25 protein-coding genes are annotated in these 25513 nt (G+C 67.5%); 7 read left to right on the plus strand and 18 right to left on the minus strand.

Annotation, left to right across the window (positions count from 1 at the left end; genetic code table 11):
- Nucleotides 1-82: 82 nt before the first annotated feature.
- The 5 genes from AC06FB_RS06170 to purM all read right to left on the minus strand — a co-directional run bounded on the left by AC06FB_RS06170 (nt 83) and on the right by purM (nt 3894).
- Complete coding sequence (locus AC06FB_RS06170; RefSeq protein WP_053519426.1) at nt 83-766, minus strand: DUF3108 domain-containing protein; 684 nt, start codon at nt 764-766, stop codon at nt 83-85.
- Between the two features lie 2 nt (nt 767-768).
- Entirely contained in the window at nt 769-1581 is an 813-nt protein-coding gene (locus AC06FB_RS06175; protein ID WP_065174536.1) for a DUF3108 domain-containing protein, read from the minus strand.
- A gap of 67 nt (nt 1582-1648) precedes the next feature.
- A complete protein-coding gene (purN, locus tag AC06FB_RS06180; protein WP_065174537.1) occupies nt 1649-2308 on the minus strand; it encodes a phosphoribosylglycinamide formyltransferase in 660 nt (219 codons plus the stop codon).
- Nucleotides 2309-2327: 19 nt separating this feature from the next.
- Complete coding sequence (locus AC06FB_RS06185; RefSeq protein ID WP_053519429.1) at nt 2328-2816, minus strand: hypothetical protein; 489 nt, start codon at nt 2814-2816, stop codon at nt 2328-2330.
- A 19-nt stretch (nt 2817-2835) separates the two neighbouring features.
- Entirely contained in the window at nt 2836-3894 is a 1059-nt protein-coding gene (gene purM / locus AC06FB_RS06190; RefSeq protein ID WP_478053468.1) for a phosphoribosylformylglycinamidine cyclo-ligase, read from the minus strand.
- A 112-nt stretch (nt 3895-4006) separates the two neighbouring features.
- Between purM and AC06FB_RS06195 the strand changes: the two genes are divergently transcribed.
- From AC06FB_RS06195 to hda, 3 genes are read left to right on the plus strand one after another with little or no spacing between them, the layout of a single operon-like run.
- Nucleotides 4007-5134: a DUF2066 domain-containing protein gene (locus AC06FB_RS06195; protein WP_229765858.1), complete on the plus strand. Its 1128-nt coding sequence runs from the start codon at nt 4007-4009 to the stop codon at nt 5132-5134.
- Nucleotides 5131-6303, plus strand: coding sequence for an AI-2E family transporter (locus AC06FB_RS06200; RefSeq protein WP_478053469.1), 1173 nt, complete (start codon nt 5131-5133; stop codon nt 6301-6303). The genes AC06FB_RS06195 and AC06FB_RS06200 overlap by 4 nt, the downstream gene beginning before the upstream one ends.
- Complete coding sequence (gene hda, locus AC06FB_RS06205; RefSeq protein ID WP_053519433.1) at nt 6303-7010, plus strand: DnaA regulatory inactivator Hda; 708 nt, start codon at nt 6303-6305, stop codon at nt 7008-7010. The genes AC06FB_RS06200 and hda overlap by 1 nt, the downstream gene beginning before the upstream one ends.
- 428 nt (nt 7011-7438) lie before the next feature.
- Here the strand turns inward: hda and murU are convergent, their stop codons facing one another.
- From murU to AC06FB_RS06225, 4 genes are all read right to left on the minus strand, one after another.
- On the minus strand, nt 7439-8149 hold the full coding sequence (gene murU / locus AC06FB_RS06210) for an N-acetylmuramate alpha-1-phosphate uridylyltransferase MurU (protein WP_053516627.1): 711 nt from the start codon (nt 8147-8149) through the stop codon (nt 7439-7441).
- On the minus strand, nt 8146-9171 hold the full coding sequence (locus AC06FB_RS06215; protein ID WP_478053470.1) for an aminoglycoside phosphotransferase family protein: 1026 nt from the start codon (nt 9169-9171) through the stop codon (nt 8146-8148). The genes murU and AC06FB_RS06215 overlap by 4 nt, the downstream gene beginning before the upstream one ends.
- Nucleotides 9172-9235: 64 nt before the next feature.
- Entirely contained in the window at nt 9236-9505 is a 270-nt protein-coding gene (locus AC06FB_RS06220) for a GlsB/YeaQ/YmgE family stress response membrane protein (protein ID WP_065174540.1), read from the minus strand.
- Nucleotides 9506-9574: 69 nt separating this feature from the next.
- On the minus strand, nt 9575-11068 hold the full coding sequence (locus AC06FB_RS06225; RefSeq protein WP_053516630.1) for a M20 family metallopeptidase: 1494 nt from the start codon (nt 11066-11068) through the stop codon (nt 9575-9577).
- A 198-nt stretch (nt 11069-11266) separates the two neighbouring features.
- Between AC06FB_RS06225 and AC06FB_RS06230 the strand changes: the two genes are divergently transcribed.
- From AC06FB_RS06230 to AC06FB_RS06245, 4 genes are all read left to right on the plus strand, one after another.
- Nucleotides 11267-11593 carry a ComEA family DNA-binding protein gene (locus AC06FB_RS06230; protein ID WP_461288964.1) on the plus strand — a complete coding sequence of 109 codons (327 nt, stop codon included), beginning with the start codon at nt 11267-11269 and terminating at the stop codon, nt 11591-11593.
- Nucleotides 11594-11931: 338 nt separating this feature from the next.
- Nucleotides 11932-13008, plus strand: a complete 1077-nt coding sequence (locus tag AC06FB_RS06235) for a L,D-transpeptidase (RefSeq protein WP_461288963.1) — start codon at nt 11932-11934, stop codon at nt 13006-13008.
- Nucleotides 13009-13024: 16 nt separating this feature from the next.
- Nucleotides 13025-13750, plus strand: a complete 726-nt coding sequence (locus tag AC06FB_RS06240) for a murein L,D-transpeptidase catalytic domain family protein (protein WP_053516633.1) — start codon at nt 13025-13027, stop codon at nt 13748-13750.
- Nucleotides 13751-13784: 34 nt separating this feature from the next.
- Nucleotides 13785-14390, plus strand: a complete 606-nt coding sequence (locus tag AC06FB_RS06245; RefSeq protein ID WP_197572428.1) for a HutD/Ves family protein — start codon at nt 13785-13787, stop codon at nt 14388-14390.
- A gap of 54 nt (nt 14391-14444) precedes the next feature.
- Here the strand turns inward: AC06FB_RS06245 and AC06FB_RS06250 are convergent, their stop codons facing one another.
- From AC06FB_RS06250 to AC06FB_RS06290, 9 genes are all read right to left on the minus strand, one after another.
- Nucleotides 14445-16049 carry a sulfite reductase subunit alpha gene (locus tag AC06FB_RS06250; RefSeq protein WP_322522867.1) on the minus strand — a complete coding sequence of 535 codons (1605 nt, stop codon included), beginning with the start codon at nt 16047-16049 and terminating at the stop codon, nt 14445-14447.
- A complete protein-coding gene (locus tag AC06FB_RS06255) occupies nt 16046-17017 on the minus strand; it encodes an FAD:protein FMN transferase (RefSeq protein WP_065182425.1) in 972 nt (323 codons plus the stop codon). Before AC06FB_RS06255 ends, AC06FB_RS06250 begins: the two co-directional genes overlap by 4 nt.
- A 53-nt stretch (nt 17018-17070) precedes the next feature.
- Nucleotides 17071-17874, minus strand: a complete 804-nt coding sequence (locus AC06FB_RS06260; RefSeq protein WP_128990343.1) for a DUF4198 domain-containing protein — start codon at nt 17872-17874, stop codon at nt 17071-17073.
- A 116-nt stretch (nt 17875-17990) separates the two neighbouring features.
- Nucleotides 17991-18509, minus strand: coding sequence for a DUF2271 domain-containing protein (locus AC06FB_RS06265; RefSeq protein WP_065174546.1), 519 nt, complete (start codon nt 18507-18509; stop codon nt 17991-17993).
- Nucleotides 18510-18540: 31 nt separating this feature from the next.
- Nucleotides 18541-19179 carry a PepSY-associated TM helix domain-containing protein gene (locus AC06FB_RS06270; RefSeq protein WP_180875378.1) on the minus strand — a complete coding sequence of 213 codons (639 nt, stop codon included), beginning with the start codon at nt 19177-19179 and terminating at the stop codon, nt 18541-18543.
- Nucleotides 19180-19294: 115 nt separating this feature from the next.
- On the minus strand, nt 19295-21715 hold the full coding sequence (locus AC06FB_RS06275) for a TonB-dependent receptor domain-containing protein (RefSeq protein WP_262219182.1): 2421 nt from the start codon (nt 21713-21715) through the stop codon (nt 19295-19297).
- Between the two features lie 147 nt (nt 21716-21862).
- Nucleotides 21863-22261 (minus strand): hypothetical protein, encoded by a 399-nt coding sequence (locus AC06FB_RS06280; protein WP_197600944.1) that lies wholly within the window; start codon nt 22259-22261, stop codon nt 21863-21865.
- A gap of 165 nt (nt 22262-22426) precedes the next feature.
- Nucleotides 22427-23104 carry a Fe2+-dependent dioxygenase gene (locus AC06FB_RS06285; protein WP_197600943.1) on the minus strand — a complete coding sequence of 226 codons (678 nt, stop codon included), beginning with the start codon at nt 23102-23104 and terminating at the stop codon, nt 22427-22429.
- A 51-nt stretch (nt 23105-23155) separates the two neighbouring features.
- The gene (locus AC06FB_RS06290) at nt 23156-25480 is read right to left on the minus strand and encodes a catecholate siderophore receptor Fiu (protein WP_478053471.1); all 2325 of its coding nucleotides are present in this window, start codon (nt 25478-25480) and stop codon (nt 23156-23158) included.
- Between the last annotated feature and the right edge of the window lie 33 nt (nt 25481-25513).

Below are 25513 nucleotides of genomic sequence, written 5' to 3' on the forward strand. Positions count from 1 at the left end.
CGCCCGCGCAAGCGGGCGTTTTCCTTGTGCGGGGCCGGGGTCAGAGCCCATCCCCGAGGGGATGGGATCCGACCCCCGGCACTCAGTTCATCGATCGGATGGTCAGGTCCAGCGCGTCGCGGCCGCTTTCCCGCTGCAGCATGCGCGCCGGCACCGGAAACTCCGGCACGATCCAGGCGATCAGCTCCTTGTTGCCATCGGCACGCGACACCTTGGTCGCCTCGTAGCTCTTGCCGCCCACGGTGATCGATTCCTTGCCGATCACGCGGTAGGTCATGTTCTTGATCCGGCCCTCGTCGACCATGCGGTAGGTCAACGGCTTGCCGGCTGCCAGGTCGCGGGCGATGGCCAGATTGATCAGCAGCGCATCCATGTCGCCGGCCTTCAGGGCGATCGGTCCGGCGCGGTCCGGCTTGATGTCGCCGGTCCAGGTGGCCTGGTTGCTGGTCCAGTTGTAGTTGGCCTGCACGTTGCGCTTCTTCACCAGCAGCGCCGAGCGGTCCTGGCTGCTGAGCGGACGCAGCTGGCCGCGCACTTCCTCGAACACGGTGCTCTGGCTCAGGTCGGCCAGCTGGTTTTTCACCTGCAGGCTGTAGCGCCACTTGTTGCTGCCTTCACTGGCCAGCGTCATGGTGCCGTTGGCCTGCATGCCCATGTAGCTGGCCAGATAGTCGGCCTTGAACGGCTCCAGGGCCATCGCCGGCAGGCTGGCCATCGACAGGGTGGCAGCGGCGATCCACGTCAGGGGGCGGGAGAGGGTGTTCATGCTCAGACTCCTTGGTATTCGATCAGGCGGAGATCGACGCGGTCTTCGCCATCTTCGCGTTGCAGGATGCGCACCGGGGTGGGGACACCGTTGGCGATCCAGAGAATGGTTTCGTTGTTGCCGCCGTTGCTGCGGTATACCCGCAGCGCGTTGTAGGACAGGTCGCCGACCTCGACGTTCTCGGTCTGCGGCGCGGCCTGGTAGTCGTGCTGGCGCACCTTGCCCATGTCGACGTAGCGGTAGTGCATGGCCACGCCCGGGCGGGCATCACGCATGATCGCCAGGTTGATCAGCAGGGCGCTCTGATCGCCGGCCTGCAGCGGAATGGGCTGCGCGCGATCCTTTTTCACATCGCCGGTCCACTGCGCGGTGCCGGCCTGCCAGTTATAGGTGCCGACGGCCTTCTTGCCCAGGAACAGGCCCTTGCGCACCGTGCTCTGGCTCAGCGGCGCATAGACGCCGCCGCGCTCCTCGAACACCGTGCTCTGCTCGATGTTCAGGCCGAGCACGCTGGCAAAGCCGCGGCGGCCCACCACCTGCATGTCCACCCGCCACTGGTTGCCGCCGGTATGGGTGACCTGCATGGTGGCATCGCCGGCTTCCTTGCCCTTGTAGAAGGCTTGGTAGGTAGCGGTGAACGGTTGCAGCGGCGGCGGTTCCCAGGCCAGCGCGGGCAGCATGGGCACGGCCGGTGCGGCTGGGGCCTGCGACGGAGCTGCCGGGTCGGCAGAGGGCTGTGCCTGGCCCCAGCCGACGCCAGGCAACACGGCAAGCGACAACAGCAGGGGCGTGCACAGCAGCGTCGTGGTCTTCATGGGGGACAGGGGCCGCAGGAGTGGGGCAGGATGCCAGCCCCGCAGTCAGCGGGGCGTGTGCAGAACGTTATCGGTTCAGGTTTCCGGCGGAATCTAGGGCCAGCGGCCTAAACAGGGGGTGACCGTCGAAGATCGCCTGTCCTTCCCGTTCAGCCAGCCGGCCATCGCACAGCAGCTGCAGGCTGGCGATCAGCAGCGGGTGTTCCACCGCCAGCACGCGCTCGGCAAGGGTCTGTGCATCGTCGCCTGCCAGCACCGGCACGCGCGCCTGCGCCAGCACCGTGCCCGCGTCCAGCTCCGGCACCACCAGATGCACGCTTGCGCCATGCTCGGCATCGCCGGCTTCCAGCGCCCGCGCGTGCGTATGCAGGCCCTTGTACAGCGGCAGCAGCGACGGGTGGATGTTGACCAGGCGACCGTTGAAGCGCTGCACGAAGCCAGCGCCGAGAATGCGCATGTAGCCGGCGCAGACGATCCAGTCCGGAGCGGAGGCGGCAACCGCGTCGCCCAGGGCCAGCTCGTAGGCGGCACGATCGCTGAATTCCTTCGGTGCATGCGCCCAGCGCCGGGAAGGATCGACCCGCTGCAGGGCCGCGGCATCGGGGCGGTCGGAGAACACGCCCACCACGTCGGCCGGCAGGCGGCCCGACGCGATGGCATCCAGGATGGCCTGCAGGTTGCTGCCGCGCCCGGAGGCGAGCACGGCGATGCGGCGGGGGGCGTTCATTACCGGCAACCCAGGCGGCTCAAACGCTTGCCGACGGAGTGTCGAACACGGCTTTCACCTGGGGGCGGAGCAGGGCGATCAGGGTGAACACCCCCAGCACCGTGCCCACCGGGGTGAACAGGCAGGACAGGCCCGCGACCACCAGGCACAGTACGTAACGGCGGCGCTGCGCCAGGCAGCGCCCGGCGTAGGCGACGAAGGCCCCCAGGGTGACGCCGCCCACCACGATCACGCTGCCGATGATGGTGAACATCCAGCCGAACATCCGCTGCTCGGCGGGCGATGAGGGCTGCCCCTCCGAGCTCAGCGGCAATGCCCCGGTCAGGGCGCTCACGCCCAGCACGATGTGGATGATGAAGATCAGCGAGAACAGTGCGATGAGCGCACCAACCACGTAGTGGCCGATGGACAGCGCCCGCAGATGGCTGGCGTCCTGCGGGCCGAATACGGGTGCCGTCAGCAGCGGCGGCGGCACCGGGTTCGAAGGGGATGGGGGCATTGCGTCCATGCGGGCTCCTCTGCAGGGGTCAGGCGATGCGGACGCGCTCGGCGCCTTCGGTGGTGACGACCTGGCCGATGGTCCAGTGATCCAGGCCCTGGGCGGTGACCGCGGCGGACACCGCCTCGACCTGGTCCGGCGCGACGATCAGCACGAAGCCGATGCCGCAGTTGAAGGTGCGCCACATTTCGCTGTCGGCGACCGCGCCTTCCTTCTGAAGCCACTGGAACACCGGCGGCAGCGTCCACGAGGCCGCCTGGATGTCCAGGCCGAGGCCGTCCGGGACCACCCGGATGATGTTCTCGGTCAGTCCGCCACCGGTGATGTGGGCCATGCCATGGATGGCATCGCCGTGCGACTTCAGCAGCGACAGGATCGGCTTGACGTACAACCGGGTCGGTGCCATCAGCGCGTCGACCAGCTTCACGCCGCCTTCCAGCTCAAGATCGGCCGGACGCCCGGCGCGGTCGTAGATGCGGCGGACCAGCGAGTAGCCGTTGGAGTGCGGGCCGGACGAGGCGATGCCGATCAGCAAATCGCCGGCCGCCACGCTGGCGCCATCCTTCAGTTCGCTCTTTTCCACCGCGGCCACGGTGAAGCCGGCCAGATCGTACTCGCCCGGGGCATACATGTCGGGCATTTCAGCGGTTTCGCCGCCGATCAGTGCGCAGCCGGCCTCGGTGCAGCCGTTGGCGATGCCGCCCACGACCGCCGCGGCGGTATCCACGTCCAGCTTGCCGGTGGCGAAGTAGTCCAGGAAGAACAGCGGCTCGGCGCCCTGCACCAGCACGTCGTTCACGCACATCGCGACCAGATCGATGCCGATCGTATCGTGGCGGTTCAGCTGGTGGGCCAGCTTCAGCTTGGTGCCGACACCGTCGGTACCCGACACCAGCACCGGTTCGCGGTACTTGTTGGACAGGTCGAACAGGGCGCCGAAACCGCCCAGGCCGCCCATCACTTCCGGACGGAAGCTGCGCTTGACCAGGGGCTTGATCCGCTCGACCAGCTCGTTGCCGGCGTCGATGTCGACGCCCGCGTCACGGTAGGTGAGGGGGGAGGGGGCGGAAGACGGGGTGTTGGTCACGGGCGTCGGCGCTGGCAGGGGTTGAACGGGCGATTTTAACAGGCCGCATTGGCGCACAGGCCGTATTCGGGCAACAATTCCCCCCGGATACGTCGAGCCAATGGATGTCCTGATGCGCCGCAGCCTGATTCTCACCCTGCTTCTTGCGTTGAGCCTGCCGGTGGCCACGATGGCCCAGAGCGGCCTGCGCACCGAGGGGGATGTCGCCACCGCCAGTGGGGCCTACGAGGCCGAAGTGCCGGTCAACAGCCAGGCCGAGGCCGACCGCAATGGCGGGCTGGCACGTGCCCTGAGCGTAGTGCTGGGCAAGCTGTCGGGCGACCGCAGCGTGATGTCCCGGCCAGGCGTGGTGCAGGCCCTGCGCAATGCCAAGGATTACGTGGCCAGCTACGACTACAAGCAGGACCAGAGCGTCAGCGCCAGCGGTGCGCCCAGTTTCCGGACCCTGCTGGTGGCCCGTTTCCGCGAGGATGACGTCGATTCGCTGGTCGCCGCGCTGGGCCTGCCGCTGTGGCCGCAGCCCCGACCGAAGCCGGTGCTGTGGCTGGCCGTCGATGACGGCAGCGGCCCGCGCCTGGTCAGCGTGCAGCAGGCCAATGCCGCGCGCCCGCTGCTGAACCGCGCCATCGAGCGCGGCTACAAGCTGGGCCTGCCCAGTGGGGGCGCTGCCGAACAGGCGCTGGCCGGTGCCATCTGGCGCCAGGACAGCGCCGCCGTGGCCCGCGCCTCTTCGCGTTACTCGCCGCCGATGCAGCTGATCGGCAAGCTCTACCGTGCCAATGGCGGCTGGCAGGCGGACTGGGTGTTCGTCGACGATGGCCGTGAACTGAACAGATGGACCAGCAAGGATGCCAACGCCATGCGCGCGATGGCTGCGGGCGCCGATGGCGCGGCCGATGCGCTGGTCAAGCGTTATGCCAAGGCGGGTGTGGCCACCGGCCAGGCGGGCAGCTACCGGGTGGTGGTCACCGGCATCAACAGTGCCGATGACTACCTGCGACTGGCCGCAGGCCTGCGCGACGTGCCGGTGGTGCGCAATGTCACCCCGCTGCACGCCAGCGCGGGCCGGCTGGAGCTGACCGTGGAAATGACCACCGGCCTGGCCGGCTTCAACCGCATGCTGGGTGACAACGGCGTGCTGGTTCCGAACGCCCCGCTGCCTGCCCTTCCGACACCGATCGATGACACCACCGGCGTGCCGGTGCAGGCGCCGGTCAGCAACGAGTACCGACTGCGATGACCCTGACGCCGGAAGCTGAAATCGCGCAGTTCCTGCGCCGGGTCAAATACATCCTGCTTGCCTGCCTGATCGGCTGGATCGTGTGGCTGCTGGCGCCGATCCTGACGCCGTTCGTGCTGGCGCTGGCGCTGGCCTGGCTGGGTGATCCGCTGGTGGACCGCATCGAGGCTACCGGGCGCTCGCGCATGACCGGCGTGGTGCTGGTGTTCGTGGCCATGGTGCTGGTGATCGTCGCCGCGCTGCTGGTGCTGGTGCCGATGATCGAAAAGCAGATCACCACCCTGGTGGCGGCCGTGCCCCAGGCGCAGGCCTGGCTGATGCAGACCGGCATTCCGTGGTTCGAGCAGAAGACCGGCCTGGAGGTGATGCAGTGGCTGGACCCGGATCGCCTGATCGAATGGGTGCGCAGCCATTGGCAGCAGGCGGGCGGCTTCGCCAAGACCTTCATGGGATATGTCTCGCGCTCGGGCTTCACGATGGTGACCTGGGTGGTCAACATCCTGCTGCTGCCGATCCTGGCGTTCTACTTCCTGCGCGACTGGGACAAGCTGGTGGAGCGGGTCGCCTCGGTCATTCCGCGCAACCACATCGGCACCATCACGGCGCTGGCGCGCGAATCCAACGAGGTGCTGGGGGCCTTCATCCGCGGCCAGTTCCTGGTGATGCTGGCACTGGGCGTGATCTATGCCGGCGGCCTGTCGCTGGTGGGGCTGAAGCTGGGGCTGCTGATCGGCATGATCGCGGGCCTGATCAGCTTCATTCCGTACCTGGGCGCGACCACCGGCATCCTGATGGCGATCATCGCCGCGCTGGTGCAGGCGCAGGGCTTCGACCTGAAACTGCTGATACTGGTCGGCGTGGTGTTCACGGTCGGCCAGTTGCTGGAGAGTTATGTACTGACGCCGCGCATCGTCGGCGACAAGATCGGCCTGCATCCGGTGGCAGTGATCTTCGCGGTGATGGCAGGCGGCCAGCTGTTCGGCTTCCTCGGCATGCTGCTGGCGCTGCCGGTGGCTGCCGTGTCCAACGTGCTGCTGCGCTATGCGCACCAGCGCTATCGGCAGAGCGATCTTTACGCGGGTGAGAAATCGGCGATCGTGCTTGACGGTGTGGTCGAGCCGCCCCACATCATCCTCGACACAAACGACAAGGGCCCCGACCTGAAGTGATGGGTGTGCCGCAATTGCCGCTGGCCCTGCACTACCCGCGGGACCAGCGCCTGGAGACCTTCATCGGCGCACCGGATGGTGCGCTGGCGCAGCTGCGCGCGATCGCGGTCGGTGCCAGCCACGACTGGGTCTACCTGGAAGGCGCGGCAGGCACGGGCAAGACGCATCAGGCGCTGGCGATGTGTTCCAGCGCCGAGCAGGCCGGGCGGCTGCCGACCTATGTGCCGCTGGCCAGTGCGGCCGGCCGTGTGCGTGCAGCGCTCGAGGGGCTGGAGGCGCGCGAGCTGGTCGCGCTGGACGGACTGGACGAGATTGCCGGCAACCGCGAGGACGAGATTGCCCTGTTCGATTTCCATAACCGTGCGCGCGCTGCCGGCGTGACCGTGCTCTACACGGCGCAGAAGGCGCCGGGCGAACTCGGACTGGTGCTGCCGGACCTGCGCTCGCGGCTGGGCCAGTGCGTGCGGGTGCTGCTGCAGCCGCTGGACGAGGAAGGACGCGCGGCGGTGCTGCGCGAGCGCGCGCTGCGACGGGGGCTGGCCATCGACGAGGCCGCGATCGAGTGGCTGCTGTCGCACACCGGGCGCGAGCTGGGCGGGCTGATCACGTTGCTGGACTGGCTCGACCGCGAATCGCTGGCGGCCAAGCGTCGGATCACCGTGCCGTTCCTGCGCCAGGTGCTGGAAGAAGGCCGCCCTCGCTACTGAGGTTGGGGTTTGTTTTGCAGGGCTGCCGCCCTGCACCCGCCGAAGCCAGTGCCGAAGCCGGAGCAACGTCAACGTCAAACGCTGGCTTCCTCAGGGGAGGCGGGGTGGCTCAGGTTGCGGGGGACAGCGCAAGTACGTCCATGTAGCCTCGGTCGCGCCATCCATGGCGCTCACGCCCCCGCAACCTGAGCCACCCCGCCTTCGACAGGTTCCCGCAATCTGCCGGGATTGCGTACTGCACTGCTGTTGGTGGGTGTCGACCTTGGTCGACACGGTAGAGCCACGCTACGCGTGGATGCGCTTTCGCTTCGTGAGCGAAGCAACCTGCTTCTGCTTTTCTTTACTCTCTTCCGTGGCTGGACGCGCACGGAAACTGTCAGCCGCCCGGCCAGGCACGGCTTTGATTGGAGCGACCAACCACGAGGGGCTCAGCCGTTCGCCGCCAACTCAACATCCAGCGCACGCAGGCGATCCACCGTGCCGACGTCGGTCCAGCGCCCGCGATGGTGCTGCCCCGTCATCAACCCCTGCGCCATGAAGTGCTTCTGCAGTGGCACCACCGAGAACTTCGGCGGCAGCCGCTCGCTGCCCGGCGCATCACCAATCACCGTGCGCCAGTCGGCCACGATTGAAGGGCGGTACACGCCGATGCCGGCATAGGTCAGGCACGGTCCTTCGCGGTCATGGTGCAGCAGGCCCTGTGTGTCCAGCCGGTAATCACCGTGCGGATGCTGCGTGGGGTTGTCGACCAGCACCAGATGCGCCTGGCCCCGCGGCTCGCGCGGCAGTGTGGCGAAATCGAAATCGGTCCAGATGTCGCCGTTGACCACCAGGAACGGATCCTCACCCAGTGCCGGCAGAGCATTGAGAATGCCTCCGCCGGTCTCCAGCGGGGTATCGCCTTCATGCATGAAGTGCAGGCGCACACCCCATCGGCTGCCATCGCCGAGCATCGCCGGGAACTGTTCCGCCAGCCATGCGGTATTGACCACGATATCGCGGACGCCGCAGGCGGCCAGGCGCTCCAGGTGCCAGACGATCAGCGGCTTGCCGGCCACTGCGAGCAGCGGCTTGGGTGTGTGCAGGGTCAGCGGGCGCATACGCTCGCCCAGACCGGCGGCGAAGATCAGCGCCTTCATCGGGCTACGCGCATCGGTGCGCCGAGCTCGGCCAGCGCCGGCTTGATGCGCGTGTCCAGCAACTGCCGCAGGGGGGCCAGCTCGCGGTAGCGCGGCAGTACTTCATCCAGATAGGTGATGAAGCGCGGCGCATCGTCCAGGTAATGACCCTTGTTGTCGCGGTAACGCAGGCGGCAGAACAGGCCCAGGATCTTCACGTGGCGCTGGATGCCCATCCAGTCCGCGTCACGCAGGAAGGTCGCACGGTCGGGCACCGGCAGGCCCGCAGCGTGCGCGCGCGCGTGGTACTGCGCGAGCCACTCGTCCACGCGCTGCAGCGGCCAGCTCAGGAACGCGTCCTTGAACAGGCTCACGGCATCGTAGGCGATCGGGCCCCGCACCAGGTCCTGGAAATCCAGCACGGCCGGACCGTCGGCAACGGGCATCAGATTGCGAGGCATGTAGTCGCGGTGGGTCATCAGCTGCGCCTGGCCCAGTGCGTTGTCCATCAACCGGCGATGGACCAGCTGCAGGCCCTCGATTTCGCCGCAGTCCAGCTGCAGGTTGAGATGGCGCTGCAGGAACCATTCGTCGAACAGTCCGGCATCACGCTGCAGCAGGGCTTCGCCGAACTGGCCGAAGTCGGCCGGCACCGGGATCGCCTGCAGGCGCAGCAGCTGATCGATGGCGCGGCCGAACCATTCGTCGGCGTTGCGCTCGTCGAGGATTCTCGCCAGGGTCGGACCGCCGAGATCCTCCAGCAGCAGGAAGCCGGCGTCCAGATCCTGCGCAAGCAGGGCCGGCACACGCAGGCCATGGTCGTGCAGCAGGCCGCGCATGCGCAGCCAGGGGCGGGGGTCTTCCAGTCCCGGCGGAGCATCCATCACGATGTGGCTGCCGCGTGTACCGGTGACGCGCCAGTAGCTGCGCATGCCCGCATCGACCGAGGCACGTTCAACCACGGCCTGTGCATCGCCAAGCTGGATACGGGCCCACTGCAGTCGCTGCGCGCTGCGCTGGGGATCGGAGGCGGGTTCGGTCATGCGGGCATATCCGGGCGCGCGGGGCGCGCCGACGTCGGGGACAGGAGGGAAAGGTGGGGCCGTTTCAGCGGCGACCGCTGAACAGGCGCAGGATCGCCAGCACGGCCACCGCGCCGACCACGGCACCGAGGAACCCAGCCGGTTCGCCTGGGGCGTACCAGCCCATGTACTGACCAAACCAGCCGGCCAGCAGGGCACCGAGGATGCCCAGCACGATGGTCAGCAGGCAGCCCATGCGGTTGTTGCCCGGCATGACGAAGCGCCCGAGCAGGCCGACGAAGAACCCGACCAGCAGGATGTACAGCCAGCTGCTGCTGCCGAACAGACCATTCATGCGTGTGCGTTCCGCTTGAGAAGAACGCAGCCTAGCAAGGCCGGGCTGCGTCCGTCACGGTGTGCCGGATCAGCAGCAGCCGTGGTCGCCATGGCGCGTGCCGCTGTCGGCGGCCACCGGCGAACCACTGGTCTCGCCACGCAGGCTGGCGGCGTAGTGCTCGCTGATCACCTTGGACACGCAGGCGGTGACCTTCTTGCCCATCGGAATGTGCAGGAACTCGTTCGGGCCGTGCGCGTTCGAGTGCGGGCCAAGCACGCCGGTGATCATGAACTGGGCACCGGGGAACTTCTCGCCCAGCATGCCCATGAACGGAATCGAGCCGCCTTCGCCCATGTACATCGCCGGCTTGCCGAAGAAGGTCTGGCTGGCTTCGTCGATGGCCTTGGTCAGCCACGGCGCCATGGCCGGGGCATTCCAGCCGGTGGAGGCCTTTTCCAGATCCAGGGTGACCTGCGCACCGTTCGGCGGATCGCGCAGCAGCGCTTCTTTCAGCAGCTCGCCGCAGGTCTTGCCATCGGCGGTGGGCGGCAGGCGCAGCGACAGCTTCACCGAGGTCTGCGGGCGCAGCACGTTGCCGGCCGATTCCAGCGGCGGCATGCCGCCGATTCCGGTGACCGACAACGCCGGGCGCCAGGTGCGGTTGAGTACCAGCTCGGTGAGGTCTTCGTTCATCGGGCGCAGGCCATCGACCAGCGGGAACTTCTCGAAGATGGCCGTATCGACCACTTCGGCGGCACGCTTGGCCTGTTCCTGGCGCTCGGCCGGGATTTCCACGTTCATGCCGTCGATCAGGATGCGGCCGGTGTCCTGGTCCTCGATGCGCGACAGCAGCTGGCGCAGCAGGCGGAAGCTGGACGGCACCACGCCGGAGGCATCGCCGGAATGCACGCCTTCGTTGAGCACCTTGACGGTGAAGTTGCCCCCGGTGAGACCGCGCAGCGACGTGGTGCACCAGAGCTGGTCGTAGTTGGCGCAGCCCGAATCCAGGCAGACCACCAGCGACGGCTTGCCGATGCGGTCGGCCAGATGGTCCACGTAGGCGGGCAGGTCGTAACTGCCGGACTCTTCACAGGCTTCGATCAGGACCACGCAGCGCGCGTGCGGCAGGCCCTGGGCCTGCAGGGCCAGCACGGCGGCCAGCGAACCGAAGATCGCGTAGCCATCGTCGGCGCCGCCGCGGCCATAGAGCTTGTCGCCACGCAGGACCGGGGTCCACGGGCCCAGGTCGTCGTCCCAGCCGGTCATTTCCGGCTGCTTGTCCAGGTGCCCGTAGAGCAGGATGGTGTCGTCGCCGGTTTCACTGCCGGTGGCGGGAATTTCCAGAAGAATCAGCGGGGTACGGCCTTCCAGGCGGACCACTTCGACCTTCAGGCCCGGCAGCTCCTGTGCCTTGGCCCAGGTCTCCATCAGGGTGACCGCCTGTTCCATGTAGCCGTTCTGCACCCAATTGGCGTCGAACATCGGCGACTTGTTGGGAATGCGGATGTAGTCGACCAACTGCGGGACGATTTCGCTGTCCCACTTGTCATTCACGAATTGGCCGAGCTTGGCGCTGTCCATCTGAAACTCCGGTTGCATGGCTGATCCAGCCATTCTACGCCTGCGCCGGGGGTAGGGTTTTTCCTACATCACGTCGGGTATTTGGCTGGCTTTTAGAAATCCACGAAACCGATAGTCTGTGTGTATGTGGTGACGGACACTGTTCCTACCGACGGGATTGCCGGTCGGGGCGGCCAGAACCACAAGGAGTTATACGTCGTGCCTTGGTTAGTCGTGTTGAGGGCACTGGTACTGGCAATGGGGATCGCAGGGGCGCATACCGCCGAACCGATCGACATCAACCGGGCCGATGTCCAGGCGCTGCAGCAGGGATTGACGATGGTCGGAGCCAGGAAGGCTGCGGCGATCGTCGAGCACCGGCGCAGACACGGGCCCTTCAAGCGCGTCGAGGATCTGACGCAGGTGAAGGGGATAGGGACAGTGATCGTCGAACGGAATCGACAGCGGATCACCGTAGGCGACAGGCTGTTGCCCGCGGATCCGGTACCCGGATCGGTACCGGTGCGGACCGTACCAAGGCGTTGACAACAGGAATCGTCGGGACCCGCAGGAGGCCGGTCCACCGGGCACTGCCAGGGAGGCTGTGTTCACCGACCGTCGCAGGATGCGGCACCAATCACCAGGATGGTGGCATCACAGACCTGTGGAAGGGGCTGAGATACAAGCAGGACAGACGCGGCCGCGTGCAGGATGCAACGCCACCCCCACTTCGCAGGACGCGCGGGGGAGGCAGCAGGCCGACAAGGACGTGACGATTGCCCGGTACGACACAGGGTTGTGTCGCCGGGCATTCTCTTTTGGCGCGTTCGCTACGGCGCGATGGTGTACGGTGACCGCTTCGCATGGAATGGAACCTCCGCTGGATGCGTCTGCACCGTCCGTCCCTGATGCTCTCCCTTGTCCTGGCACTGCCGCTGACCGTGCAGGCCGGGCCGCCGTCTTCGCACTCGACCGACCCGTCCGGGCCGGTGGCCGCCGAACGCGGGCCTACCGATCTCAAGCCGGGCGAATTCCTCTGGCATCCGGAGATTTCCCCGGCCGGCCCGATCGTGCTGGTCGTCAGTCTGGACGAGCAGCGCGCCTACGTGTATCGCAACGGGATCGCCATCGGGCTGACCACGATCAGTTCGGGCAAGGCGGGACACGAGACGCCGACCGGGGTGTTCACGATCCTGCAGAAGGACAAGGACCACCGCTCCAACCTCTATAACAGCGCACCGATGCCGTACATGCAGCGGCTGACCTGGGACGGCATCGCCCTGCATGGCGGCAGCCTGCCGGGGCATCCGGCCTCGCACGGCTGCGTACGGCTGCCGCAGGCATTCGCGCAGAAGCTGTTCAGCGAGACCCGGCGCGGCGATACGGTAGTGGTGGCCGATGCCAAGAGCGCGCCGATGACGTTGGCCTATCCCGCCGTACTGGCGCCGGTCAACGCGCGCGGCGAGGCCCTGCCCGAGACCGGCGACGGCGGTGTGGCGGCGGCCTGGTGGAACGACAGCGCGGCGCCGGCCGGGCAGGTCGGCATCCTGGTCAGCCTGCACGACCAGCGGCTGTACGTCCTGCGCGACGGCGTGATGATTGGCGAATCGCCGCTCAAAGCCGACGCGCTGCCAGCCTTCCAGGGCACCACGCTGTTCGTGATGGGGCAGGGCTACAGCGATGTTCCCAGCCCGCTCGATGCGAAGCAGCGCCTGCATCAATGGACGGCCTATCCGTTGCTGGGCCAGGACCGTGCGCAGGCGACCCCGGACCTGTTGGCCACGCCGTCGCTGCCATTGGCGCTGCCGGCCGATTTCGCCCGGCAGCTGTACCAGGTGCTGGTGCCGGGCACGACGCTGCTGGTGACCTCGCTGCCCGCCGTGCGCCCAAGCCCGGCTGAATCCGGCCTGCAGCCGGTCTTGGAATCCGAGCCGGCAGGGTCCACTCTCACAGGCAACTGAGTCCTGTGTCCCGTCCATGACCGCATCCCGCCTGTGCCGGCTGGCCACGCTTGGCCTGCTTGCAACCTCGGCCAGCGCACCCGCGTTGGCGCAGACGCCCGCCATCGCGACCCGTGCCGAGGATCTGGCCGCCCTGCTGGCACGTACCGCGCCGAAGGCCGATCGCCATGTGCTGCAGCTGGCGGCGCAGGCCATGCGCTGCGCCCTGTTGCGACCGGAGCTGGGCATCAGCGGCGAACGCCTGAGCGTGATCGACTATTCGCGGCCCTCCACCGAGCCGCGCTTGTGGGTGTTCGACCTGGCGCACCAGCGGCTGTTGTTCGAGGAATGGGTGGCGCACGGCCGCAACAGTGGTGAGAACCGGACCGAGCATTTTTCCAATCGCGACGGCAGTTACATGTCCAGCCTCGGTGTGTTCACCGCGCAGGAAACCTACATGGGCGGCAACGGCTACTCATTGCGGCTGGCCGGGCTGGAACCGGGCTTCAACGACCGCGCGCGCGAGCGTGCGATCGTCATTCATGGCGCCCCCTACGTGAATCCGGCGACCGCCCAGCTGCAGGGTCGGCTGGGCCGCAGCCTGGGGTGTCCGGCGGTGCGGCTGTCGGTGGCCAGGCCGCTGATCGACGCGTTGCGTGGTGGCACGATGGTGTTCGCCTATTACCCCGACCAGGACTGGCTGAAGCATTCGCAGCTGCTGGGTGGCCAGTGTGGCGCGCAGGGTACGGTCGCCACGCGCTGATGCGCGATTGCACGTGGCGTGGTGCAATGCAGGCATGGATATCGATGCGCTGCTGAAGACACCGAGCCAGGTGATTGCCCGCCTGGATTACCGCCGCGAACGCTGGCGCAATGGCCTGGGCTGGACCCGCGAAATCCTGCGGCTGCCGGCGCACGGGGACGACTGGGCCCTGCGCCTGTCCGTGGCGGAGATCGAGCAGGATGCCGCGTTCTCTGCATTTCCGGGCGTGGAGCGCGAACTGGTACTGCTGCAGGGCAACGGTGTGCGCCTGCGCTTCGCCGATGGCCGGGTGGCGGAGGTGCTGCCGCCGCATGGTCGCGTGCGCTTTGCCGGCGAGGAGGCACTGCACGGCGAACTGGTCGATGGCACCACCCATGATTTCAACCTGATGTGGAAGCGCGGGCAGTTGCACGCCGAGCTGCTGCACCGGCCGCTGGTGGGGCCGATGTTCTTCTTCTGCGAGCCAGGCGTGGCCTGGGCGCTGCACCTGCTGGCGGGTGAGGCCGGCTTTGCCGAGGACAATGGCTTGCCGCCGATGCAGGCAGGCGACACTGCATGGCTGGCGGCCGGCGAGCGCCAGCGACATGCGCTGCAGGGCAGTGGCGAGCTGCTGGCGATACGGGTGAGCGCCGCGGACTGATGATTCGCATGCGCCGATGGGCATCATCCGCGCATGCGCTGGGCGCTGCCTGGGCTAATACACATCACGGCGGTAACGGCCGGCCACCAGCAGGGCCTCCTTGCCGTCGGTACCCAGCACCTGCTCGATGACCGCATCCACGGCCGGCGCCATGCCCTGCAGGCTGCCGCAGACCAGGATCGTGGCACCTTCATCGACCCATTGCCGCAGCGTTGCCGCCTCCGCCAGCAGGCGGTCCTGCACGTAGCGGTGGCTGCCGCCGTCACGGCTGAACACCGTATCCAGACGCTGCAGCGTGCCGGCCGCCAGCATCGCCCGCAGTTCGTCACCGAAATGGAAGTCGTGCGCGGCCGAGCGCTCGCCGAACAGCAGCCAGGTGCGGTGCGCGCCGACGGCCGCGCGCTCATGCAGGTGTGCACGCAGGCCGGCGATGCCCGTGCCATTGCCGATCAGCAGCAGCGGCGCCGCAACGGCGGCACCGTGAAAGTTGTCGTTGCGGCGCAGGCGCAGTTGTACCGGCTCGCCGATGACGGCGTGGTCGCACAGCCAGGCACTGCCGATGCCGGGCGTGCCATCGGCACGCAGCTGCCGGCGCACCAGCAGTTCCACCGCACCATCGTCCATCACCGAAGCGATGGAGTACTCACGATGCGGCAGCGGCTGCAGGGCCGCCAGCAGGGCGGGCAGATCACCCGGTGGCACCAGCGAGGGCAGGTGCGAGCGTTCGACACGGGCCAGCAGCGTCTGGCCGTCCTCGAGCACCGTCTGCGGATCGAAACCCTGTGATTCCAGCCAGGCCCGCGCGCTGTGCCGCGCGTGCTGCGGGCCGATCTCGGCAATGTCGCCGGCCTGCCAGCGCACGCCATCGATGGCAGGCGCCCGCAGGCGCAGCCAGTACACCGGTCCGCCCTGGCTGCCGGGATTGAGGTGCCGGCGTTGCAGCAGCGTCCACGGCTGATATTCGGCCGGGCTCCAGTCGGGCAGTTCGCTGGCCCCACCGGCAAGTTGTCCGAGCAGTTGCTGCCAGTGCCGCAGTGCAGCGGGATCGGCGTTGTCGACCTCGATGGCGTCGAACAGGGCATGTGCGCCGTGCTGGCGCAGCCAGTCGTCGAGCTGGTGACCGAATGCACAGAAGTGACCGTAGCTGCGATCACCCAGGGCGAGAACGCCGTACGAAAGATGCTGCAGCGATGACGGCAGGGCCATCACATGGCGCAGGAAGGGCACTGCATGATCGGGCGGGTCGCCTTCGCCGGTGGTACTGGCGATGAACAGTGCACGCTGGCTGCCGGCCAGCAACGTGGCGTCGACCTCATGCAGACCGCGCACACGCACCGGCACGCCGGCACCACGCAATGCCTCGGCACTGCGTTCGGCCAGTTCGCGGGCGAAGCCGGTCTGGCTGGACCAGACCAGCAGGATCGGCGCGACGTCGCCAGAGGCAGCATCGTCGCGCGGTCGCCCACGCCACCACAGTGCGGTGCAGACCAGTGCATAGAGCGCGGTGGCGATGATGGCGATCTGCGATTGCCGCGCCGGCGGTGCGCCCTGCCACCAGGCTTCGCCGAGATGCAGTCGCAGCAGCGCCCAGCCGATCAGCGCCAGCAGGATCAGTACAAGCGCGTTGCCGAGCAGCGCGCGCGACGGCCGTGCGCTCATGCGTCCCGCTCGTCGAGCAGGCGCTGGAAGGCGCTGCTGAGAAACTCGTGCGGGCCATCCGCTGCGCGATGCAGGTAGCGTGCGGCCAGTCCTTCGCGTTCGGCCAGCGCCATGCCGTGCTCGCGGCCGAGTACGGTGAGTGCGGTGGCCCAGGCATCAGCATGCATCGCGTCGTCGGCGACCACCGTCACCGCCGCTGCAACCTGGCGTACCGGCCTGCCGGTGCGCGGGTCGAGGCTGTGGCTGTAGGCCTCGCCATCGGCCTGATAGTGATGCCAGCGATCGCCGGAGGTAGCGACCGCCTTGCCGTCCAGCGCCAGCACCCGCGGTGGTGTTTTGGCGTGCGCGTCTTCTTCCGGCGCCGATTCCACCAGCACGCGCCACCGTTGGCCATCGGGCTTGCGGCCGTAGCCGGCCAGTTCGCCACCGACCTCGATCAGTGCAGCAGCGATGCCCTGATCGCGCAGCCACGCGGCCACGTGATCGACGCCGAACCCCTTGGCGATCGCAGAGAGATCCAGTTCCAGTCCGCCGGGTTGCAGCAGCGCATCGCCGCGCCATTGCAACCGCTGCCAACCGCAGCGCTCGCGCGTGGCCTGCACGGCGGCGGCATCGGGTTGGCGGCGTTCGCCGGCATGTGCACCGAAACCCCACAGTGCCACCAGCGGGCCGATGGTGGGATCGAACGCACCGTCGCTGGCGGCGGCGATGGACTGCGCGCAGGACAGGACGTGACGGGTTTCGGCAGGCAGGGTGCACCACTGGCCTGCATCGGCGCTGTTGTAGCGGCTGAGGTCCGAGCCGGCGTCCCACGTACTCATCTGCGCGACCACATCATCCAGGCGCGCCTGGATGCCGGCGTGCAGCGGGTGCAGGTCGCGCTGGCGCGGCGCGACCAGCGACACGCTCCAGGTGGTGCCCATGGTGGTGCCGCCGAGGCGGGCGATGTCGAGCAGGGAATCGGTCATGACGGGGCGTGGCGGCTGCGATGCCGGGGCGTGCCCGGCATCGCGGTCCCCCATTACTGCGGCAGCACTTCCAGCGTGGCCACGTAGCTCAGGCGACGCTTGGCGGCCTGCTTCACCGAGGTCTTGTTGTCTTCAGTGCCGGTTTCCAGCCAGTACATGCCGGCTTCCGGCCAGGTCACCTTGATTTCGCCCTTGGCGTCGCTGGTCACCTTCAGTTCGTCCTGCGCGTTGCGGTAGCGGGTGGCGCCGCGCACGATCTCGAAGGCCAGCCCGGCCGTCGGCTTGCCATCGACCAGCACGCGGAAGGTGGCTTCCTCGCCGGCGAACAGGTCGTTCGGGTGACCGACCGCAACCAGCTCGATGCCGCGGTTGGTCGGCTTCAGTGCGGTATCGTTCGGCGCGCCATTGGTCACGAACGTCTCCACGCGGCCGACCGACTGGCTCACTTCCAGCTTCTTCGCGTCCTTGGGCAGTTCGCCGAAGGTGGCGGCGGTACCGCGCCAGCGCTTGCGCTCGCCGTTCTGTTCGTAGGTGGCGAACAGGCCGTCATTGACCGAAGCGATGCGGTAAGTGCCCTGCTGCTTCAGCTCCAGATCGAACACGCTGCGGTACTTGCCGGTCGAGGCGTTCTGCGGCTGCACGGTGCTGCCGTCCGGCGCGGTGATCACCAGCGATTCCAGGCGCAGCGGCACGTGGTTGAAGTAGAACAGGTCGTTGGAGACCGCACCATCAACAGTGATCCACGGCGCATTGCCGGCGATCACGGTCTGCGAAGGCAGCAGCCAGGCCTTGTGGGCGAGTGCGGAAAAGGGAAGGGCAGCGGCCAGAGCGGCGGCGAGGACGAGCGTGCGCTTCATGCGGAAGACTCCAGGGACGTTGGATGGGTGGGGTCAGAGCCCTTCCTGCGGAAGGGATCCGACCCCGGAGTCAAATCCCCTTCCAACGGAAAGGGCTCTGACCCCGGCTCAGGCGGTTACGGTTTGATGGCGAGGGTGACCTGGCCCAGTTCGGTGGCGCCCTGCGCCTTGCCGTTCTGTGCGGCGGTGGCCGGCCAGGTGAAGGGGATCTTCAGCAGTTCGCGGCCACCGACTTCGCGCACCGCTTCCACCACCAGGGTGTAGTTGCCCGGGGCCAGCTGCTTCAGCGCCGGCTGCTTGTCGTTGAACGACAGCGCGTGCTTGCCGGCCGGGCGGGTTGGGCCGGTCACGCCGTCCACCGGCACCTGCAGGGTGCGGCCGCTCTTGCGCCACCACTGGCGCAGGTCGGGCAGCCACTTGGTGCCATGGCCTTCGTTGTTGCTGGTCTGCTGGTACCAGACCGACAGGTTGGCCGCGACTTTCTGGTCGGCGCCTTCCAGCCACACCGCTACGTAGGGACGGTGATACTCGGCGACATTGAGCTTGGGCACCTCGACGTTGATGTCGAGCGTGGCGGCATAGGCCGGCGAGGTGGCCAGCAGGCCGCTGAGGGCGATGGTCAGGGTGACGCGCATGGGGCGGCTCCGGTGAAGGGGATTCGATGGTTCAGTGGATCAGCAGCAGGGCGATCAACAGCGGGATCATCAGGCCGAGGCCGACCAGCGGCCAGGTCATGCGCCGCTGCCGTGCATGCAGGTGCAGCAGGAACAGGCCGGTGATGCAGAACACCAGGCAGGCCACGGCGAACAGGTCCAGGAACCAGCCCCACGCCGGGCCCGCGTTGCGCCCCTTGTGCAGGTCGTTGAGGTAGGACACCACGCCGCGGGAGGTTGATTCGTATTCCACCGCGCCGGTTTCGCGATCGATGCTGAGCCAGGCGTCGCCGCCGGGTCGCGGCAACGACAAGTAGATCTCCTCGGCCGACCACTCGGCCGGGCGACCGCCGATGGCGATGCCCAGCTGCGTATCCAGCCATTGCCGGGCCGGGCGGGGGATCGGCGCGTGGCCGTCCTCGCGCGTGCCGAGCTGGCCGAGCAGATCGGCCGGCAGTTGCAGCTGCTGGTTCTGCACCTCGGGCTTGGCCTCGATCTTCGCTGCATGGTTGAGGGTCAACCCGGTCACCGCGAACAGCAGCATGCCGATCAGGCACACCGCCGAGCTGATCCAGTGCCACTGGTGCAGCGTCCGCAGCCAGAAGCCGCGGCTCTGTTGCTGTTGCACGTTGGAGGGAGCGGAACGGCTCACGACGGGATTCAGGACGGATGCGGACTGCGCATTACATCATTGATGAGAATAGCTCGCAATTGCGTATCGTTCTGTATCCCGGTACCGGCCAAGGCCGGCACCGGGCAGGGTCGCCTCAGAACTTCGCGTTGAGCGAGATCCAGTAGCTGCGGCGCTGGTCCTTGGTCGCGTAATCGTCCACGCAGCTGAACTCGCTCTGGCTGATCAGCAGGCACGACTGCGAGACGAAGTCCTTGTCGAGCAGGTTGTTGACGCGTGCGTTGACGGTCAGCCATGCGTTGGCCTTCCAGCTGCCGCCGAGGTGGAAGATCGTGTAGTCCTCGTAGACGCGGTCGTGGCTGTTGCCGGCCGCATCGAGGATCGTATCGCGGTAGCGGTCGTAGCGGCCTTCGCCGATCAGCGACAGACTGACCGCGTCGCTGACCTGCCAGTTGAGGCTGGCGTTGGCCATATGCCGGGCCGGCATGGTGCCACTGATCGGCAGTCCCTTCTGCGGGCCACTGGTCTGTTCGCTGCGGGTCCAGGTGTAGTTGCCCCGCAGCTGCAGGGTTTCCAGCAGATCGACGTGCGCGGCCAGTTCGGCGCCACGGGTTTCGGCCTTGTCGATGTTCACGCTCTGGGTGAAGGTGCTGTAGCCCAGCGAGGCCCAGCCCGGCCCGATGTCCACGCAGTAGCCGCTGCCGGCCGGAGCCACTTCGCAGTTCGGGAAGGTGCCGCCGCTGGCGATCTTGTCTTCGAACCGGTTGAAGAAGCCGGTGACGTTGAAGCCCCAGCGCTGGCCTTCGTAGTAGGCAGCCAGCTCGTAGTTGGTGCTGGTTTCCGGCTTGAGGTTCGGCGAACCCACCAGCGGCAGCACGCCCTGCCCACCGAAGCCGGTGATGCCCGGGAACAGCTGGTCCGGGCGCGGGGTCTTGTAGCCGGTGCTGACACCGCCCTTGAAGGTCCATGCGTCGCTCGCATTCCACACCAGGTAGCCGCGCGGGCTGACATGGCTGCCGAACACGTTGTGGTCGTCGTAGCGCAGGCCGAAGGTCGCCGTGAGGGTATCGGTCAGTGCCCAGTTGTCCTCCGCGAACAGGGCCCACATGCGGTGCTTCTGCCGGGTGTTGCTGCGGTAGCCGGCGCCATCCATGCCGAACACCCCGTCGACCATGTCGGTGTCGTTGTACTGTCCGCCAACGGTCAGCTTGTGCGCGCCGAAATCGAGGTCGAGCATCGTGTCGAGCACGTAACCCTCAAGCTCCATCGTGCGCAGCGGACGTGGCAAGAACGCCTGCAGGCGCGCCATCTCGCTCGGGTCGAGGGCCGACAGTGCATTGCCACGACCGGCCGCACAGTTGTTGGCGGCGCCGGTGCGGCGGCAGACGTCATTCCACAGCGTCTGCAGGTTGGCGCGCTCGTCCAGGGTCAGTGGCAGCGAACGGCCGAGGTTGCTGCTCTTGCTGTGGGTCAGCGAGGTCTGCCAGGTGCCGAAGCTGTAGCGGCCCTGATGGGTCAGCGATACCTGGTCACGCTCATAGCGCTGGTAGGCGGTGTAGCCCACGCGCGGCTGCACCACGCGGCGGGTGATGGTGCCGCCGCCATCCGGATCGGGGATGACCGCATTGCCGACGCGCCACAGGCTGGCCAGGCTGTCGAGCGTGCCGGTCTGGCCCTCGCTGTTGTCGTACTTCTGCCGCGACACGTCGTAGTCCAGCCACAGTTCGTGGTCGTCATTGACGTGGACGTTCAGGCGCACGCCCGTGTTCCAGTTGGTGTTGGCCACCGACTTGCCGCCACCTCCGAAGCCGATGCTGCGTTCCCACAGGGTGCCATCGGGCAACGGCAGCGCATCCCATTCCGGATTGGACGCCTTCGCATCGTAGTAGCTGCCGCGCACGGACAGGCCCAGGCGGTCCTTCAGCAGCGGACCACTCAGGTACACGTCGGTGCTGCGGGCATCGCCGAACTGGTCGTCCTGCTGCACGGTGAAGCCCTGGGTCAGCGCGCCGTGCCAGCTGTCCTGGTTGCGGCGGGTGATGATGTTGATGACACCGCCCATCGCATCCGAGCCGTACAGCGTGGACATCGGGCCGCGCACCACTTCGATGCGCTCGATCGCATCCAGCGGCGGCAGGTAGGAGAACTGTCCGCCACCGAAGTTGTTGGGATACAGCTGGCCGACGTTGCTCTGGCGGCGGCCGTCGATCAGTACCAGGGTGTATTCCGAGGGCAGGCCACGCATGGAGACGGTGGCGCGGCCATTCTTGTCGGTGGCTTCCAGGCCGACGTCGATGCCTTCCACATCGCGCAGCGCATCGACCAGGCTGGTGTAGGGGCGCTTGCTCAGTTCCTCGCGGCTGACCACGCTGATGCTGGCCGGGGCATCGGTGATCTTCTGTTCGAAGCCGGAGGCGGTGACGACCACCTTGTCCAGGGTTTGCGGCGCTCCGGCGATCTCTGCATGGGCGAAAGCAGGGGCCGCCATCGCCGCCAGCACGGCGCTGGTCAGCAGGGGGCGGGACAGGGACGAACGGACACGATGGCGCTGGGCCATGGCAGATACCTCGAAGGATGTAAGGCAGCGCGATGCCGGGTGCGGAGCGCACACGGCAGGCAGGGAAAGCCCGGTCAGGGGCGGCAGGGAAGAAGCAGTCAGCGGCGTGTGGACGCGACCGCGCAGGCGGTCACGTCGGGCCGTGGATCAGGCGAGCGGCGGCGCCTGGCCGCGTTGCTGGCGACGCCCGGGCGCGTCGGCCCAGGGCGTGTCCGGAGCGGCCAGCGGCCAGTCCGGGCGCGCACCGGGCATGGCCGGCGTGGCGGGTACGAGTTCAAGTTCGGTACGCAGCCACTGGCTGGCCAGCAGCAGCGGCGGCGCCTTCTCGGCCGCTTTTACCGGGGCGGAGGCACAGCGGCGCAGCTTGGCCGGGGCTTCTTCCTGCAACGGGCCTTCGCCGCCACGTTCTTCCAGCGGCATCTGCAAGGTCATCGCTGTGGCCGGGTGCGGCAGCAGCGGCAGGGTGCCCAGCAGCAACGCCAGCATCGCCACCCATGCCAGCAGGCTGGCCAGCGCGGGACGCTGGCCGCGCATGGCGGTGCCCATCTTGCGATGGATGAGTGGGCGAGGGCGGAGCGGGCGCAGCAAGCGGGGGTCCCCAGATGGTTTGCCGGCAACGGCCAGCATCAACGGGGTGCGATTGTAATGAGAGCTGTTAGCGGATGCAAATGAGAATGATTGCTAAAATGTAGGGGCGCGGCCTGGAGTGGCTCAGACCTCGCTCCAGCGTCGCAGCAGGTTGTGATACACGCCGGTCAGCTGCAGCACCGCATCATCGTCGCCTCCGGTCTGCCGCAGGCGCTCGATGGACGTGTCCATTTCCCACAGCAGGCGACGCTGTACATCGTCGCGGATCATGCTCTGCACCCAGAAGAACGACGCCACGCGCGCGCCCCGGGTAACAGGATTGACCTGGTGCAGGCTGCTGGAGGGATAGACGATCAGGTCGCCGGCTGGCAGCTTCACCTCGTGCTCGCCGTAGGTGTCGCTGATGATCAGCTCGCCGCCGTCGTACTCGTCCGGCGCCGACAGGAACAGGGTGCAGGAGATGTCCGAGCGCAGCTGCTCGCCGTTGCCCAGGTTCATCACTGCGCCATCGACGTGGAAGCCGTAGGTGCCGCCGCCGCGGTAGCGGTTGAAGCGTGGGGGGAGGATCTTCAACGGCAGTGCCGCAGCGAAGAACAGCGGGCTGCGCCGCAGTGCGGCGAGCACGCCGGCACCCAGCTCGGCTTTCACCGGTGACGCGTCCGGCAGCTGTTCGTTGTGCTTCACCTGCGCACCCTGGGCACCCACGGTCTCGCGGCCATCGGTCCAGTCGGCGGTGTCCAGTTGCTGGCGGACCTGTGCCACTTCATCAGCGGTGAGCACGTTGGGAATGTGCAGCAGCATGGTGTTGTCTCGTCGTTGCGCGGGGGAGCCGGGCTCCCCCGCGCCAGGACATCAGAAGCGGATGTCCGCGCTGAGCAGGAAGGTGCGCGGGGCACCCGGGGTGTAACGGTAGCCGCTCTTGTTGATGCTGGCCACGTAGGCCTTGTCGAACAGGTTGTAGCCGTTCAAGCGAAGCGAGATGTTCTCGTTGACCGCCCACGACACCACGGCGTCGTACACCACGTAGGACTTGGTGAATGACGGCGTGCCGACAGCACCGTCGGTGCCACGATGCATGCCGGCGGCGTAGCGCACGCCACCCCCGACGGTGATGCCGTGGGCCAGCGTGTAGCTGGTCCAGCCGGTGAACGTATCGTCCGGCGTGTACGTCAGGTTGGTGGTGCCGTCGGCGGCGACCTTGGCGCCTTCCTTCACTTCGGTGTCGAGGTGGCTGAAACCGGCAGACACCGACCAGTTGTCGGTCAGGCGGCCCACGGCCGACAGCTCCACGCCCTTCACGCGCTTGCTGCCGGTCTGGGTCGGGTTGCCGGCCTCGTCGAGCACGGTGGTATTGATCTCGTTGTCGACGTCGGTCTGGAACAACGCCAGGTTGACGGCCAGTGCATCATCCAGGAATGCCCACTTGCTGCCGACCTCGAAGGTCTTGGCCTTCTGCGGGTCCAGCTTGGGGTTGTCGGCGCTGCTGGCCGAGCTGCTGAGCTGGAAGTTGGCACCGCCCGGGGGCTGCTGCGAGATCGCGTAGTTGGCATACACGCTGACCGTGTCGCCCACCTTGTACAGCGCGCCCAGCTTCCAGTTCAACAGAGTGTCGGAGGCCTCCAGCGTGGGGTTGCGCAGCACGGTGCCGGCCGGATTGCTGCCGCAGGCGGGGCCACTCCGGCCGCCGCAGACCGAGGCGCTGGCGTACTCGGTCTTGTAGTGGTCGGCACGCACGCCGGCAGTCAGCAGGAAGCTGTCGCCGAATGCCAGCGTGTCGAACAGATACGCCGAGGACGTGGTGGTCTTGCCGTGGGCATCGGCGCCGTTATGCGCCCAGGTCAGCCCGGTCACGTTCCAGTCCGGGTCGTACAGGTTCGCGGCAGGCCAGCTGGTGCCGCCGGTGGCCGCCTGGCCGTAGCTGTCCAGTTCTTCGCGGGTGAACTCCAGGCCTGCGCTCAGGGCATGGCCGATGGCGCCGGTGCTGAAGTCGGCCCGCAGGTTCAACTGGTCGGTCAGGATGGTGTTGCGCTGGTCCTTGAAGGTCGGCAGGCTGCGCGCGATCGTGTAGGTTGAACGGTCGGCGGGGTTGGTGTAGCCGATGTTGCCGGTCGGACGACCATTGGCGCCGAGCGCGCCGGTACCCATGAAGGCGGTGAGCAGGTAGTCCTGCTCGGTGCGGCCCCAACGCGCGGTATTGGTCAGGCGCACGCTGTCGTTGAAATCATGTTCGAAGCGGAACGTGGCCATCTTCGCGGTCACGTCGTCGTGGTCGGCGCGGGTACCGTAGAAGTTCTCCGGATCCACCGGATGCCCGGCCAGGGCTTCGAGTGTCGGCTGCGGCGTCCAGCCCGGCAGCCCCAGGGTCGGCACGCCGCCGTCGGGCACGTTGTCCTGCTTCACGTACAGCAGGTTGAGGTAGTAGCGGGTGGCCGTGCCCAGGCCGAACGCCAGCGACGGGGCCAGGCCCCAGCGCTTGTTCTGCACGTGATCGCGGCCGGGCTGGTCGCTGTCCTGCCACATCGCGTTGGCGCGCAGCGCGCTGGTCGCGCCCAGCGACTGGTTCCAGTCACCGGTCGTCCGGCGCTGCTGGTCACTGCCCAGCGAAACGCTGGCCGACGTGGCGTCCTGCAGGGTGGCCTGCTTGCTCACCAGGTTGATGGCGCCAGTCGGCGCCGAGCGACCATTGTCGGTCCCTGCTGGCCCCTTGGTCACTTCCACCTGTTCGATGTTGAACACGTCGCGCGAGATCGAGCCGAGGTCACGCACGCCATCGACGAACAGGCTGTTGGAGGTGTCGAAGCCGCGCATGAACAGCGCATCGCCGGTGGTGGTGTTGCCGTTCTCGCCGGCATAGAAGGTACCCACGCCCGGGCTGTTGCGCAGCGCTTCGGTCAGGGTGGTGGCGCCCTGCTGGTTGAACAGGTCGCTGGTGATGACCTGGATGGTCTGCGGGGTGTCCTGCAGCCGCTGGGTGAACTTCGGCGAGGCGACCTTGTCGGCCTTGTAGCCATGTGTGGCGTGCACGTCGATCTTGTCCAGCGTGCGGGCATTGTCGGTCGCTTCGGCGTGGGCCAGCGCGGGCAGCGTGGCCAGGCCGAGGCCGGCGGCCAGGCTGGCGGTCGCCAACGGCAGGTTGCGGAGTGGGGAGGCGTGCTTGCGGCTCTTGATCGGGTTCATGGGTCTGGGTGGGTAGCGGGACAGGAACGATCC

The sequence above is a fragment of the Stenotrophomonas sp. Steno-C15 genome (genome assembly GCF_056393265.1).

What these genes read in the sequence shown, in the direction of transcription:
- AC06FB_RS06265 (WP_065174546.1), bottom strand. Translation starts at nt 18,509, where the DNA reads ATGCGCGTCACCCTGACCATCGCCCTCAGCGGCCTGCTGGCCACCTCG.
- AC06FB_RS06240 (WP_053516633.1), top strand. Translation starts at nt 13,025, where the DNA reads ATGACCGCATCCCGCCTGTGCCGGCTGGCCACGCTTGGCCTGCTTGCA.
- AC06FB_RS06170 (WP_053519426.1), bottom strand. Translation starts at nt 766, where the DNA reads ATGAACACCCTCTCCCGCCCCCTGACGTGGATCGCCGCTGCCACCCTG.
- AC06FB_RS06200 (WP_478053469.1), top strand. Translation starts at nt 5,131, where the DNA reads ATGACCCTGACGCCGGAAGCTGAAATCGCGCAGTTCCTGCGCCGGGTC.
- AC06FB_RS06290 (WP_478053471.1), bottom strand. Translation starts at nt 25,480, where the DNA reads ATGAACCCGATCAAGAGCCGCAAGCACGCCTCCCCACTCCGCAACCTG.
- AC06FB_RS06195 (WP_229765858.1), top strand. Translation starts at nt 4,007, where the DNA reads ATGCGCCGCAGCCTGATTCTCACCCTGCTTCTTGCGTTGAGCCTGCCG.
- AC06FB_RS06215 (WP_478053470.1), bottom strand. Translation starts at nt 9,171, where the DNA reads ATGACCGAACCCGCCTCCGATCCCCAGCGCAGCGCGCAGCGACTGCAG.
- AC06FB_RS06255 (WP_065182425.1), bottom strand. Translation starts at nt 17,017, where the DNA reads ATGACCGATTCCCTGCTCGACATCGCCCGCCTCGGCGGCACCACCATG.
- AC06FB_RS06245 (WP_197572428.1), top strand. Translation starts at nt 13,785, where the DNA reads ATGGATATCGATGCGCTGCTGAAGACACCGAGCCAGGTGATTGCCCGC.
- AC06FB_RS06220 (WP_065174540.1), bottom strand. Translation starts at nt 9,505, where the DNA reads ATGAATGGTCTGTTCGGCAGCAGCAGCTGGCTGTACATCCTGCTGGTC.
- hda (WP_053519433.1), top strand. Translation starts at nt 6,303, where the DNA reads ATGGGTGTGCCGCAATTGCCGCTGGCCCTGCACTACCCGCGGGACCAG.
- AC06FB_RS06250 (WP_322522867.1), bottom strand. Translation starts at nt 16,049, where the DNA reads ATGAGCGCACGGCCGTCGCGCGCGCTGCTCGGCAACGCGCTTGTACTG.
- AC06FB_RS06175 (WP_065174536.1), bottom strand. Translation starts at nt 1,581, where the DNA reads ATGAAGACCACGACGCTGCTGTGCACGCCCCTGCTGTTGTCGCTTGCC.
- AC06FB_RS06260 (WP_128990343.1), bottom strand. Translation starts at nt 17,874, where the DNA reads ATGAAGCGCACGCTCGTCCTCGCCGCCGCTCTGGCCGCTGCCCTTCCC.
- AC06FB_RS06225 (WP_053516630.1), bottom strand. Translation starts at nt 11,068, where the DNA reads ATGGACAGCGCCAAGCTCGGCCAATTCGTGAATGACAAGTGGGACAGC.
- murU (WP_053516627.1), bottom strand. Translation starts at nt 8,149, where the DNA reads ATGAAGGCGCTGATCTTCGCCGCCGGTCTGGGCGAGCGTATGCGCCCG.
- AC06FB_RS06185 (WP_053519429.1), bottom strand. Translation starts at nt 2,816, where the DNA reads ATGGACGCAATGCCCCCATCCCCTTCGAACCCGGTGCCGCCGCCGCTG.
- AC06FB_RS06235 (WP_461288963.1), top strand. Translation starts at nt 11,932, where the DNA reads ATGCGTCTGCACCGTCCGTCCCTGATGCTCTCCCTTGTCCTGGCACTG.
- AC06FB_RS06285 (WP_197600943.1), bottom strand. Translation starts at nt 23,104, where the DNA reads ATGCTGCTGCACATTCCCAACGTGCTCACCGCTGATGAAGTGGCACAG.
- purN (WP_065174537.1), bottom strand. Translation starts at nt 2,308, where the DNA reads ATGAACGCCCCCCGCCGCATCGCCGTGCTCGCCTCCGGGCGCGGCAGC.
- AC06FB_RS06275 (WP_262219182.1), bottom strand. Translation starts at nt 21,715, where the DNA reads ATGGCCCAGCGCCATCGTGTCCGTTCGTCCCTGTCCCGCCCCCTGCTG.
- AC06FB_RS06280 (WP_197600944.1), bottom strand. Translation starts at nt 22,261, where the DNA reads ATGGGCACCGCCATGCGCGGCCAGCGTCCCGCGCTGGCCAGCCTGCTG.